The sequence below is a fragment of the Saccharothrix deserti genome (genome assembly GCF_009769385.1).
GTDB classification, from domain to species: domain Bacteria; phylum Actinomycetota; class Actinomycetes; order Mycobacteriales; family Pseudonocardiaceae; genus Actinosynnema; species Actinosynnema deserti.
The window spans coordinates 94,362-107,343 of sequence record NZ_ML775963.1; the positions used below are offsets into that span (position 1 = coordinate 94,362).

General features: G+C 70.5%; 11 protein-coding genes. 4 read left to right on the forward strand and 7 right to left on the reverse strand.

All coding sequences use genetic code 11. The features are described 5' to 3' along the window. Nucleotides 1–230: 230 nt before the first annotated feature. Nucleotides 231–1,085 (reverse strand): 16S rRNA (cytidine(1402)-2'-O)-methyltransferase, encoded by an 855-nt coding sequence (gene rsmI, locus FM051_RS09120; RefSeq protein ID WP_202918752.1) that lies wholly within the window; start codon nt 1,083–1,085, stop codon nt 231–233. A gap of 15 nt (nt 1,086–1,100) precedes the next feature. Between rsmI and FM051_RS09125 the strand changes: the two genes are divergently transcribed. After that, nucleotides 1,101–2,672: a dolichyl-phosphate-mannose--protein mannosyltransferase gene (locus FM051_RS09125; protein WP_158842474.1), complete on the forward strand. Its 1,572-nt coding sequence runs from the start codon at nt 1,101–1,103 to the stop codon at nt 2,670–2,672. 9 nt (nt 2,673–2,681) lie between these two features. Here FM051_RS09125 and FM051_RS09130 read toward each other — a convergent pair whose 3' ends face one another. Continuing rightward, a complete protein-coding gene (locus FM051_RS09130) occupies nt 2,682–3,140 on the reverse strand; it encodes an Lrp/AsnC family transcriptional regulator (protein ID WP_158842475.1) in 459 nt (152 codons plus the stop codon). 103 nt (nt 3,141–3,243) lie between these two features. Here FM051_RS09130 and FM051_RS09135 point away from each other — a divergent pair, with 103 nt between their 5' ends. Both FM051_RS09135 and FM051_RS09140 read left to right on the forward strand, forming a co-directional pair. Further along, entirely contained in the window at nt 3,244–3,636 is a 393-nt protein-coding gene (locus FM051_RS09135; RefSeq protein WP_202918753.1) for a DUF2000 domain-containing protein, read from the forward strand. After that, a complete protein-coding gene (locus FM051_RS09140; protein WP_158842477.1) occupies nt 3,633–4,751 on the forward strand; it encodes an APC family permease in 1,119 nt (372 codons plus the stop codon). The genes FM051_RS09135 and FM051_RS09140 overlap by 4 nt, the downstream gene beginning before the upstream one ends. Here the strand turns inward: FM051_RS09140 and FM051_RS09145 are convergent. Beyond that, on the reverse strand, nt 4,702–6,657 hold the full coding sequence (locus tag FM051_RS09145; protein WP_158842478.1) for a serine/threonine-protein kinase: 1,956 nt from the start codon (nt 6,655–6,657) through the stop codon (nt 4,702–4,704). The genes FM051_RS09140 and FM051_RS09145 overlap by 50 nt on opposite strands. A 256-nt stretch (nt 6,658–6,913) precedes the next feature. Between FM051_RS09145 and FM051_RS09150 the strand changes: the two genes are divergently transcribed. Beyond that, complete coding sequence (locus FM051_RS09150; RefSeq protein WP_158842479.1) at nt 6,914–7,921, forward strand: tetratricopeptide repeat protein; 1,008 nt, start codon at nt 6,914–6,916, stop codon at nt 7,919–7,921. An 81-nt stretch (nt 7,922–8,002) separates the two neighbouring features. On the opposite strand, the gene FM051_RS09155 is transcribed toward FM051_RS09150, so the two are convergent. The 4 genes from FM051_RS09155 to FM051_RS09170 all read right to left on the reverse strand — a co-directional run bounded on the left by FM051_RS09155 (nt 8,003) and on the right by FM051_RS09170 (nt 12,947). Next, nucleotides 8,003–8,611, reverse strand: a complete 609-nt coding sequence (locus FM051_RS09155) for a hypothetical protein (protein WP_158842480.1) — start codon at nt 8,609–8,611, stop codon at nt 8,003–8,005. A gap of 43 nt (nt 8,612–8,654) precedes the next feature. Continuing rightward, the gene (locus FM051_RS09160) at nt 8,655–9,485 is read right to left on the reverse strand and encodes a Crp/Fnr family transcriptional regulator (protein ID WP_158842481.1); all 831 of its coding nucleotides are present in this window, start codon (nt 9,483–9,485) and stop codon (nt 8,655–8,657) included. A gap of 192 nt (nt 9,486–9,677) precedes the next feature. After that, nucleotides 9,678–12,653, reverse strand: a complete 2,976-nt coding sequence (locus FM051_RS09165; RefSeq protein ID WP_158842482.1) for a UvrD-helicase domain-containing protein — start codon at nt 12,651–12,653, stop codon at nt 9,678–9,680. Between the two features lie 120 nt (nt 12,654–12,773). Then, nucleotides 12,774–12,947 carry a hypothetical protein gene (locus FM051_RS09170; RefSeq protein ID WP_158842483.1) on the reverse strand — a complete coding sequence of 58 codons (174 nt, stop codon included), beginning with the start codon at nt 12,945–12,947 and terminating at the stop codon, nt 12,774–12,776. Between the last annotated feature and the right edge of the window lie 35 nt (nt 12,948–12,982).

Genomic DNA, 12,982 nt, shown 5'->3' on the forward strand with positions numbered 1-12,982 from the left:
ACTCCCCCCTTCACTTGAACAGTCGAGACCAATCACCTTGCCGGTGCCGTTCCGCGTCGACGAGGCCACGCTCGGTCATGGTCATCCGCAACGGGATGATCAACAGCATCATGCCGACCGGGGTGGCGCCGTGACGAGCACCGCCGAGGTCGCGAAGACGCCACCGGCCGTGTCCGAGCACGCCGTCGCGGCGAGCAGGACGCCGAACCCCCGCCCGTAAAGGCTCCGCCTCAACGCCCGCTGATCACGGCGTCGTACAGGGCCTTCTTGCTCACGCCCGCCGCCTCGGCGACCTCGGCCGCCGCCGACTTCATCCGCTCGCCGTCGGCCACCCGCTGCTTCACCTCGGCGACCAGCGCCTCCAACGGCGGCGCTTCGCGAGCCTCGGCGGGCGCCAACACGACGGTGATCTCTCCCCGGACCCCCTCGGCGGCCCATTCCGCCAGCTCACCGAGGCCACCCCGCTTGACCTCCTCGTACGTCTTGGTCAACTCACGGCACACGGCGGCGCGGCGGTCACGACCCAATACCGAAGCGGCGTCGGCGAGGGTGTCCGCCAGCCGATGGGGTGATTCGAAGAAGACACACGTCCGGGGTTCCTCGGCCAACGCCGCGAACCACCGCTGCCGCTCCCCCTGCTTGCGCGGCGGGAAGCCGTCGAAGCAGAACCGGTCCGAAGGCAGCCCCGACACGGCCAGCGCGGTCGTCACCGCCGACGGTCCGGGCAGGCACGTGACCTGGATGTCCTCCTCCACGCACGCCGCCACCAGGCGGTACCCGGGGTCGGACACGCTCGGCATCCCGGCGTCCGTCACCAGCACCACCGTCTGCCCCTCGCGCAGGGCCTCCAGCAGCCTCGGCAGCCGGGCCGTCTCGACCTGGTCGTAGAAGCTGACGACCCGTCCGGACGGTGTCACGTCCAGGGCCGACGCGAGGGACCGAAGTCTCCTGGTGTCCTCCGCCGCGATCACCTCTGCCGTGCCCAGTGCCTCGACCAGGCGCGGTGAAGCGTCCCGGACGTCACCGAGCGGAGTAGCCGCCAGCACCAAACGGCCTGATCCAGATACAGGTCTCACGGCTCTCACCCTACGATCGGCCCCGTGAGCCTGATCGCACCGCAGTCCGCAGACGACGTGGTCGAGGCCGGCGAAGTCCCGCCGGCCAGCCCGCCACCGGGCAACGACCGCGAGGAGCGGGCCCGCCAGCTCGAACCCGGCCCGATGAGCACCGCCCTGCGGGGCTGGCTCGTCACGCTGACCGTGGCGCTGATCGGCGGCGTGGTGCGGTTCTGGAACCTCGGGTTCCCGACCGACAAGGGCACGCCGATCTTCGACGAGAAGCACTACGTGCCGCAGGGCGCGCAGGTGCTGCGCAACGGCGGGTACGAGGACAACCCCGGCTATGAACTGATCGTCCACCCGCCGCTGGGCAAGCAGCTCATCGCGATCGGCGAGTGGCTGTTCGGCTACGACGGCGTGGGCTGGCGGTTCGCGTCGGCGGTGGCGGGGACGTTGACGATCCTGCTGGTGGTGCGGATCGCCCGGCGGATGACGCGGTCCGACCTGATCGGCGCGATCGCCGGTGTGCTGCTGATCGCGGACGGCGTGAGCCACGTGCAGTCGCGGATGGGGATGCTGGACATCTTCCTGGCGTTCTTCGTGGTGGTGGCGTTCGCCTGCCTGGTGGTGGACCGGGACCAGGTGCGCGCACGGCTGGCCGTCGCGGTGCGCGAGGGCTGGGTGAACAACTCGCCGTTCGGCCCGTGGCTGGGTTTCCGCTGGTGGCGGTTCGCCGGTGGGATCGCGCTGGGGCTCGCGTGCGGCGTGAAGTGGTCCGGGCTCTGGTACATCGCGTTCTTCGGCGTGCTGTCGGTGTTCTGGAGCGCGACCGCGCGCCGTGCCGCCGGGGTGGAGCGGCCGTGGCTGGGTTCGATCGCGAAGGACGTGCTGCCGTCGCTGTTCGCGCTGCTGGTGATCCCGATGCTGGCGTACCTGGCGACGTGGTGGGCGTGGTTCGCGTCGGAGACGGCCATCGACCGGCACGTGGCGGGTGTGAAGATCCCGGAGGACGGCTGGATCCCGGCGCCGCTGCGCGCGCTCTGGTACTACAGCGGGAACGTGCTGGACTTCCACACCAAGCTGGTGACGTCGGAGACGAACCAGCACCCGTGGGAGTCGAAGCCGTGGACGTGGCCGATGGGTCTGCGCCCGATGCTCTACTACTTCGAGGGCTCGGTGCAGGGCTGCGGCGCGGCGTCGTGCGTGGGCGCGATCATGCTGATCGGGACGCCCGCCATGTGGTGGCTGGCGTTCCCGGTGCTGGCGTGGGCGATGTGGCAGTCGATCGCCAAGCTGGACTGGCGGTACGCGGCGGTGCTGGTCGGGTACGGCGCGGGCTTCCTGCCGTGGTTCCTCAACGTCGACCGGCAGATGTACTTCTTCTACGTGACGCCGATGGCGCCGTTCCTGGTGTTGGGCATCGCGCTGGCGCTGGGCGAGGTCCTCGGGCGGCGGACGGACGGCAAGGAACGCCGAGGCACCGGTCTGCTGGCCGTGGCCCTGTACGTGGGCCTGGTGGTGGCCAACTTCGTGTGGCTGTGGCCGATCCTCAACGGCATACCGATCACCCCGGAGATGTGGGACGCCCAGAAGTGGCTCCCGTCCTGGAACTGATCCCGCGGGTCAGCGCGGCAGCTCGGTGAGCACGGGGTTGCGGATGCTTTCGTAGATCACCGAACTGCGGAAGCTGATGACTTCCCGGCGTTGGCTCAGGCGGTCGATGAGGAATGCGTGCAGGTGTTCCAGGTCCTGCACGGCGAGGTGGATGAGGAAGTCGTCGTCGCCCGTGACGACGTACATCGCGGTCACCTCGGGCAGGACGCCGATCGCCGCCTTGAAGTTGTCGATCACGACGCGGCTGGTGGGGCGCAGGCGTGCGGCGACGAAGGCCTGGACGGGGCGGTTGAGGGCGCCCAGGTCCACGTCCGCGTGGTAGCCCTTGATCACGCCGCGTTCGCGTAGGGCGCGCACGCGTTCCAGACACGTCGACGGGGCCACGCCCAGACGCCTGGCCAGTTCGCGGTTGGTCAACCGCGCATCCAGTTGCAGATTCCTGATGATCGCCGAATCTAGTTCGTCCACGGGCCGATCATGCCAAACGTTGCCGAATGAAGTTCGGAAGAGGTGGACAAGACCGTTCAGGTGGACGACTTTGATCTCAACCCACCGAACGAACGGACCGACAGTGCTGCCCACCAAACTCGCCCTGATCCTGCGCGACGACCTGCCGCCCAACCTCGCCGCCAACGCCGCCGTCGTCCTCGGCCTCACCCTCGGCGCCCGCCTCCCCGACCTGCTCGGCGACGACGCCAAGGACGCCGACGGCACCGTCCACCTGGGCCTCAACACCCACCCGGTGCCGGTGCTGACCGCCTCCGCCGACCACCTCAAGACCCTGCACCGCGCCGAAGGTGTGCTGAAGATCGGCTTCACGGAGGTCGCCCGCCGGTCCCGCGCCTACACCGAGTACCTCGAAGCCCTCGCCCGGACCGAGGACCCGGAATTCGTCGCCGTCGCCCTCTACGGCCCGCGCGCCGAGGTCACCCGGTTGACCCGCAAGCTGCCCCTGATGACATGAGGCTCACCGCGATGTACGTGGGCGCGGTCCTCGGCCCCGGCGTGCTGGTGCTGCCCGCACTGGCCGACGAGGCCGCCGGACCCGCCTCGGTCCTGGCCTGGGTCGCCCTGCTGGCGCTCAGCGTCCCGATCGCGGTGTCGTTCGCCAGGCTCGGTGAACGGCACCGCGGCGGGGTCACGGGGTTCGTCGGGACGGCGTTCGGCGCGCGGGCGGCACGGCCGGTCGCGTGGTGGTTCTACCTGGCCGGGGTGCCGTTCGGGGTGCTCGGCGGTGCGCTGGTCGGCGGCCGGTACATCGCCCACGCGCTCGGCGGCGGCGATCCCGCGTTGATCGGCATCCTGCTGCTGGCCGCCGCGTTCGCCGCGAACTACGCCGGGCTGCGGGTCTCCGCCGGCGTGCAGGTCCTGCTGGTCGGGCTGCTCGCGGTGCTCCTGGCAGTGGCTATTGCATACAACGTACCGAGCGTGTCGCGGGACGACTTCCAGCCCTTCGCGCCGCACGGGTGGCTCGCCGTCGGGCACGCCGCCGTGGTGCTGTTCTTCGCGTTCTCCGGCTGGGAGGCGGCGAGCAACCTCGCCGACGAGTTCACCGACCCGCGCCGGGCGACCCGCCGCACGCTGGTCGTCGTCGCCGTCCTCTACCTGGGGCTGGCGGTCACGACGGCGGGCACGACGAGCGACGTCCCGCTCGCCGACCTGCTGGAACGCGCGTTCGGGCCGTCCGCCCGGCTGGTCACGGCGGTGGCCGCGACGCTGCTGACGTTCGGCGCGATCAACACCTACCTGGCGGGCGGCGCGCGCCTGGGCGGACGGCACGGGCTGACCGGCCTGCTGGTGCTGTGCGCGGTGCTCACGGCCGTCACCCTGCGCCTGGACGTCGAGCTGGACACGTTGATGCGCGTCGCCTCGACCACGTTGGCCGCGGTGACGGCGGCGGGGCTGGCCGCCGCCGTCAAACTCCTCCGCAGCCGCACCGCCGCGTTCGCCCTCGGCTGCACCGCGCTGGTGTTGGCGTTCTCCGGCGCGCTGCTCGCCGTGCCGCTGGTGATCGGGGTCGCGGCCCTGGTCAGCGCACGGGTCGGGTCGGCGGTTCCGGCCGGTCGATCATCTTCGTGACCGGGCCTTCCTTGCTCAGCCCCGCCTGCGACAGCCACGTGCTCAGCTCGGACCGGATGGCCGACAGCGACGGTCGCCGGGCCGGGTCGGCGTCGAGGGCGTTGGTGAGCAGCCGGTGGTGCGCGCTGCGCTGGGGCAGCTTCACGCACGGCTCGCCCTGCGCGGCGGCCATCAGCGACGAGATCGGGTTCTCCCGCGACCCGCGCGGCGGGTGGCCGGTGAGCGCGTAGCTGACCGTCGCGGCCAGCTGCCAGGCGTCCGACGCGGGGCTGGCGGCCTCACCGCGGGCGGTCTCCGGGGCGAGGAAGTCGGGCGTGCCGACCATCATCCCGGTGGCGGTGAGCGTGCTGTCGCCCTTCGACCGGGCGATGCCGAAGTCGATCAGGTGCGCGGTGCCCTGGGTGTCCACGATGACGTTGGACGGCTTCACGTCCCGGTGCAGCACGCCCTGCTCGTGCGCGGCGGCCAGCGCGTCCGCCATGTTCACCCAGAGGCGGGCGGCGAGCGTGTCGGCGAGCAGACCGCTCTTGAGCACGACGTCGGACAGCGGCTGGCCGTCGATGTACTCCATGATGATCGCCAGGCCGTCCGGGTCCTGGACGATGTCGAACACGCGCACGCAGTTCGGGTGCCGCACGGCGGCCAGAGCGCGCGCTTCACGCACCATGCGCTGCTCGGTGTCGTTGTCCGGGGCGTGCGCGAGCTTCACCGCGACCGTGCGGGCCAGCTGCTCGTCCACGGCCAGCCACACCGTGCCGAACCCGCCGCGGCCGAGCTGGCGGATGCGGCGGAACCGGCCGCCGGCCGGGTTCCACACCTTGCCGGAGTCCGGCGCGGCCTTGGGTGCGCTGCTCGCGCTGCTGCTGCCGGGGCCGAACGGGAGCGGACCGGGCGTGTCGGCGAGCTGCGCCGGCTGCTCCACCCGGGTCGGCTTCGGCGGCTCGGCGACGGGCCCGGCGGGCACGACCGGCACGTCGGCGACCCGCGTCGGCGGGTAGTGCCGCTGCGGCGGGGTCGGCCGGTAGGGCGGCACCGGCTGGTACGGCGGGATCTGCGCGGGCTGGTAGGGCGGAGGCTTCTCCACCTGGTAGGGCGGCGGTTTCTGGGACGGCTGGTTCTGGTGCGGCCCTTGGTGCTTCTGGGCCGGCTGGTTCTGGGACGGCCCCTTCGGCTGCTGGGGCTGCGGCGGTGGCGTTCTCGACACCGCGGGTTGCGGGCTCGGGTTCCCGCGATCGCGACCGGGGCGGTTCAGCATGGCGGTAGTCAACCCGAAAACCCGCACCACGAGGGAGCCCAACAGCGCAATCGGGAAGAACCCGAGCAGCAGGTGGCCGACCAGCGTGACCGGCAGGGCGGACGTGGACAGCAGCAGGACCAGGAACGGAGGCCAGAACACCCGGCGCGGCCAGTTCGGGCCGAGCCGGAACGCCGAGCCCGCCTGGAGCATCACGAACAGCAGGCACAGCAGCGCCAGGACCGCCGTCGCACCGGCCGCGATCAGGTACGTCACGCCGCTGCGGCCGTTGATCGACTCGAGGAACGCGGGCGCTTCCAGCAGGTACTCGGACTGGGTGAACGCCACGCACGGCTTCTCGCGCAGCGAGTCCGTGCCCGGCAGCGCGCGGTCGCTCAGGAGCTTGAAGGTGGCCGAGAACGCCATCCACGGCAGCACCAGCGTGCTGACCACGCCGAGCACGGCGAAGATCGCGCCGGTGACCGGGCCGTACGAGTTGCCGACGATGCGTCGGACGGTGATCGCCAGGAGTGCGGCGATCGTCGGCAGCACGCCGATCAGCGCGCCGAACGCGGTGGCGGTCCAGGCCCAGTCACCGGGGCAGACAGGCACACCGGACCAGCCGTGCAGCCATGCCAGCAGCGACTCGGCCAGCTCCACGACCAGCACCACCCCTTCTCGTCGCCTCTCAGGGTACGGGTGCGGGCCGCGCCGACAGCGCCGTCCGGCCAACGTCGTGCCGTTCCGCCCTGGTGGCGCCGTCTCTGGCCAGGGACGACATCCCCCGAACGGTGGGCGCGACAGAAAGCAGGCGCCTGTCGCGTCAGCTCGGGTGAACGCGCCCGCGACGGGGTCCGTAACCGCACGTGTACGGAGCTTCCGCCACCGACCTGCGGTTAGGTGACCTGACACGCCGAGGAGGACCCCGTTGGCCGGCACACCCGAGCTCCGCCAGGCCGGTGCGGCGACCGGTGGTGCCTCGATCACCCAGGCCGGGCGGGACGTCAACATCACCGTGGCCGGACCGCGTGGACCGGGGTTGAGTTCGGTCGCGGTTCCCGTCGGTCGGCTCGACCACGAGGTGCACGGCCGTGCCGCGCTGCTCGACGACCTGTCGCGAGCGGTCGTGACCGGCGGGCAGGTCGTGGTCCTGCACGCGGCGGGCGGCTACGGCAAGACCACCGTCGCGGCGGCGTTCGCCCATCGCGAGCAGGACCTGGCCCGGGTGTGGTGGGTCGACGCGACCAGCGGCGAGAGCCTGAGCGAAGGCCTGCGGGAGGTCGCCGTCCAGGCGGGTGCGCCACACGAACGGGCTCCAAGCCGACCTCCAGGACGACGGCGGCGACTACCGGGCGGCGCGACTCGCCCTGTTGTGGCAGGCCACCGCCGGGTTGGACTGCGAGAACACGGACAACTGGCCGTTGTGGACCGCGCTGCTGCCCCACTGCACCGGGTCGCTGGACCACGAGGACGACGAGCAGGCGGTGACCATAGCTGCATCCGGCAGCGCGCGGCCGACTTCTGCGACGAAATGGGCATGTGGCGAGAAGCGGAACGGCTGTACCAGGAAGCGCTGGACACCCAGACCCTGCTGCTCGGGCCCGAGCACGCCACGACGTTGACCACTCGCGGCAACCTCGCGTTGGCCCTGCGCAACAGAGTCGCCCTCGCGGCTGCCGAGGCCGAGTGCCGGAAGATGCTCGCCATCCGCGAGCGGGTACTGGGCATCGAGCACAAGTCCACGCTCACCACGCGGAACAACCTCGCCGCCGTGCACCGCGAACGCGGGGACCACGCCGCCGCCGAGGCCGAGTACCGGGTGCTGCTCGCCATCCTGCGCCGGGTCCTGGGCGACGACCACCCGGACACCGTGCAGGCGCGTGAGCACGTGGAGGGCATCGTGCGCGAACACTTCCAGGCCGTCCACGGGGCGTGAACACGGCGAGGGCTGCCCGGGTGGACGTCGACGACGGGCACAGCGACGTCCACCCGGACACCCGCGGAACCAGGACTCGGACTACGCGACCCGCCGCTCCGGACTGGCGTCGGGCCGGAAGAGCCACCCGAAGTGCCGGAAGTCCTTGACCTCGAACTCGACCCGGTCGAACACCAGCCGGTCGAGGCCGCGCTCGCCGCCCGTCACGACGTCCTGGTAGAACCGGTCGGAGATGATCAACCCGAGGTTCTGCGCGGGGTTCTGCTCGACGAACTCGCGCAGCGGCCGGGCGTCGACCAGTCGCGCCGTGGCGACCACCGCCGGACCGCCCAGGTGGGGTGCGTTGACCGTGGTCTCGCCGTGGTCGAGAGCGCCCCGCAGCTGCAGCCGGTGCTTGTCGTCGGCGCGGCGGTTGACGTCGTGCAAGGCGATGGGGAACTCGTGGAGCAGGAAATCCGCCAACAGCCAGGCTTTCGGCACCTCCGGTCCGATGAGCACGGTCATGCTGTCGCCGTCCGGGCGGATGTGCACGTCCGTCTTGGGGAACAACCGGTGCAGCGCGGTCCCGACCGCGCGTTCCACGACGGACTTCAGCTGCCCGTCCAGAAAGGTCTGCCGATCCGGCCCGTTGGCACTGGAGCGGACGATGTCCACCCGCAGGACGCTGCGGGGAAGTGGAAGTGAGTCCACGTGCGTCTCCGACGTCATGTCTCGGTGTGCGGCTTGTTGCCACTCACCTTTGGGGACAGACGCCCGTGCCACCACATCCAATGATGATTTGTCCGTAGATTTGCGTTGACATCGCCGTGTCCGCTGCTACGCGGAGGCACCGGACGCACGGCACCACCACCTTGCCGTGCTGGGAGAACGCCAGCTTCCACGCCTTCAGGTCGGCCAGCACGCGCTGCGCGGTCACCGGCGACACGTGGGCGAAGCCGGCGATCATGTCCTGGGTGCCGGGGACGACCGCGCCACGGGTGCCGTTGGCGTAGCGGTCCGTCAGCGTGGCCACGGCGCGCACCACGCGGATCTTCTTCTTGTCCGACTGCCCCTCGGCCGCGCGCAGCAACCCGGTCACACGGCGCACGATGCCGAGCCACAAGGCCGGGTGATCGTGGAGGAATGCGACGAACGCCTCCTTGGCGATCCTGATCGCCGCCACGGAGCTCTGGGCGATCACGGAGGCGGACCGCCGCCCGTTTTCCTCGACGCAGGCGATCTCCCCGACCAGTTCGCCCGTGCCGCAGATGTTGAGCAGGTGTTCCTTCCCGTCGACGCCTCTCTTCACGATCTTGACGTCACCGGAGTCGATCACCAACACGTGGTTGCCGTACTCGCCCTCCCACATGAGCGTTTCACCACTTCGGTAGGTGACTTTCGTTCCGGACCGGATCAGCTTGTCCCGTTCAGCGCTGCTCAGTTGTGCCATGAAGCTGGTCATGCCCCGCCGACTCCCTGACATTCCAATCGGGACAGGAAACCCGCCCGACCACCCTCGGCCATGAAAGTTCTTCGAATTCCACCCGACGTGGATCTGATCGAGTGTCGTCCGATGGGGTGACACTTTGCCTCGTGAATCATGGAATTTCCAGTCATCGGGACGGATGGTCGCGGCGTGTCGCCGAACGGCTTCCGACGTGCGGTGAGCTGGGCTAACCGGCGTTCACCTGAACAACAATCCACAACTGAACGCGCAAGCCAACGATTGTCGGAATACGCCGTTCGGTCGAACGCCGGCAGCCTCGGGTCCGCCGAGTCAGAGCAGGCTGAGTTGGGTGCCCTTGCGTTTGCGGCGCGGTTGGGGGTCGCCCAGTTGGTCGTATGACTGGAGTGCCGCGAGGAACGGGGACTTGGGGCGACCGGTCGTGTGGCTGAGGAACAGGTGTCGTTGTGCCCTGGTCATCCCCACGAACAGCAGGCGGCGTTCCTCGTCCACGGCCTCCTGGTCGTCCGTGCCCGGCCAGCGCATCGGCAGCAGACCGTCCTCGCACCCGACGATGAACACCACCGGGAACTCCAGGCCCTTCGACGCGTGCAGGGTGAGGAGGGCGATGCGGTCTGCCCGTGGGTCCCACGTGTCGACCTCGACACCCAGCGCGAGGGTGGTGTGGAAGCGTTCGAAGTCCGCGTCACAGTCGATGGCCAGGGGTTTCAGGAGTTCGTAAGCGGTGTGGTCTTCGCCGGCCACGGCACGCACGCGGTCCAGGACGGTGGCGCCCGCGGCGTATTCGAGGTCGTTCGCGATCCGCGCCACGCCGGGACGGTCGGCCAAGCGGTCGTGGGAGCGTTTCTGGAACGGCAGACCGGACTGGGTCAGGGCCTCGACCAGCGCCCGCGACTGCCGGTCCGTCCGGTACAGCACGGCGAAGTCGGAGAAGCCCAGGTTCTGCGTGCCGTCGGACACCACCCGGCCGCTGTCGAACGCGTGGAACGACGCCCCGCCCAGCACCTGCTCGATCGTCCGCGCCACGAACGCCGCCTCGGCCGCCTCCGACGACGCGTGGTGCACACCGATGGGCGCGGAACCGTGGTCCACCATCGGGCGCAGTTCCCGACCGGGCACGAGGGACGACGGCGCGATCACCTCCAGAGCACCCGTCACGACCGCCGTCGAAGACCGGTAGTTCCTGGTCAGGTGCACGGTCCGGGCCGTCGGGAAGTCCTCCTGGAACCGCAGGAAGAAGCCGACGTCGGCACCGCGGAACCGGTAGATCGCCTGGTCCGGGTCACCGATCGCGGTCAGGTTGCCGTCGGGCGGCGCCAGCAGCCTCAGCAGCCGGTACTGCTGCTCGTCGACGTCCTGGTACTCGTCCACCGACACCCACCGCCACCGCGCCCGGTAGGCGGCGACGAGGGAGGGCGAGTCCTCCAGCAACGACAGCGGCAGCGAGATCAGGTCGTCGAAGTCCACCAGGTCCTGCGCCCGCAACGCCTTCTTGTACCCATCGTCACCCGCGGCGATGAGCCCCCGCGCTTCCTTCTCGTCCGCGACGACGGACAGCGCCACCGCCAACTGCCGCTCCGGGTCCGCGACCTCGAACGACCCGGACAACCCCACCGACGCGTAGTGCTCGCGCAGGATCAGCACACCGAGCGCGTGGAACGTCGCAACCGTCACCGCCGACGCGTGCGAGGGCGCGAGGACGGCCAGGCGTTCGGCCATCTCCTCCGCCGCACGCCGCGTGAACGTGATCGCCAGGCACTCGGAGGCCGGCACACCGCGTGACGTCACCAGGTCCGCGATCCGGTGCGTCAACGTCCGCGTCTTCCCCGTCCCCGGCCCGGCGATGATCAGCAACGGCCCGCCGTCCACCTCGGCCGCCGCCCGCTGCTCCGGGTCGAGACCGTCCAGCAGGGAAGACCCGACCGGCCCCGGAGGCACAGCGACGGGAGCAGCAGCGGGAGCGACCGCAACCGGAAGAGGACGCTCCACAGTGGACGGAGCAGGCGCGGCGTAGTCGAACAGGGCGAACGCCGAACGCCGCCGCTCCAACTCCCCCGGCTCGAACACCCGGATCACGCCGTACTCGCCGTCGTACCCCGAGTCGCGCACCACCTCACCGCGCCGCAGCCGGGTCACCGCTTCGGCCAGCAACGTCGAGTGCACGGCGATGTCGTCCACCGGGACGTCCTGCAGGATCACCAGCTCCGGCCCCAACGCCGCCGTCAGCTTGTCGATCTCACCGAGCACCTTCTTGCTCTTCGGCCCGGTGCCCACGATCTCGCTCATGATCTCCGGCAACGGCACCAGGCTGGTGAACCCGGCCGCGCCCTCGGGCCGCGAACCGGACGGCCGGTCGGCCAGCTCCTCCACCCGGCTGAGCACCCCGACCGTCAACGGCTTGCCGCACTCGGGACAGATCCCGTTGTGCGCCGACGTCTCCTCTGGCTCCATCCGCACACCGCACTTGCGGTGCCCGTCGACGTGGTACTTCCCCTCCTCCGGGAAGAACTCCAGCGACCCGGCGAACCCGTCACCGGTCTCCAACGCCGCCCGCACCGAGTAGTAGTCCAGCTCCGTGTCGAACACCGTCGCCTCGCGCCCCAGCACCGGCGGCGAGTGCGCGTCCGAGTTGCTGACCAGCCGATACCGGTCCAGTCCGGACACCCGCCAGTTCATCTCGGGGTCCGAAGACAACCCGGTCTCCACCGCGAAGATGTGGGACGCGAGGTCGACGTAGCAGTCCTCGATCGCGTCGAACCCGGACTTCGACCCGAGCACCGCGAACCACGGCGTCCACACGTGCGCGGGCACCAGGTAGCCGCCGCACTCCAGCGTGATCTCCAGCAGGTCGCGCGAGTCCAGCCCGAGGATCGGCCGCCCGTCCGACCCCAGGTTGCCGATCTTGGCCAACCGGGCGTTGAACCGCGCCGCCGACGACAGGTCCGGCATGTAGACGAGGTGGTGCACCTTGCGCGTGCGGTCACCGCGCTTGTAGATCGTGGAGATCTCCACCGACAGCATGAACCGCACCGGTGACGTCGCCAGCGACGGCGGCAGCGTGCGGTCGATGTCGCGGTCCAGGTCGTCGCGCAGCCGGAACAGGCCGGGCGAGGCCTCGACCAGGTTCTCGGTCAGGTGGTCGTACCAGGCGGGGTGGGTGAAATCGCCGGTGCCGACCAGCGAGATCCCCTTGCGCCGGGCCCACCAGGTCAGGTGTTCGAGATCGCAGTCGCGGCTGCAGGCCCGCGAGTACTTGGAGTGGATGTGGAGATCCGCCACAAAGCGCACCGGCCCGATCGTAGTGACCGATCAGCACACCCCGGTGGAAGGGCTGTTCTCAACGGCCGCGCCCGACCGACAACCGGGCGGTGCCCGGTGGACCCCTCGAACCACCGGGCACCGCCCTCCTCACGCGGCGGGTTCGGTCACCCTCCCCTCACCGCGGAACTGGGTCGCGAGCCGTTCGATCTCGTCGTCCACCTCGCGTTCGCGCTGGTACTGCGCTTGCCGGCGGGCTTCCTCCTCCCGCGCGACCCGGGCCAGGCGGTGCCGCTCCAGCCGTTCGACGCGCGCTTCGACCACCGCCCCGACCACCGCCCCGCGTCACGCCGTTCGGA

Coding starts and splice junctions, on each gene's coding strand:
- FM051_RS09140 (WP_158842477.1), top strand. CDS start 3,633: ATGAGGCTCACCGCGATGTACGTGGGCGCGGTCCTCGGCCCCGGCGTG.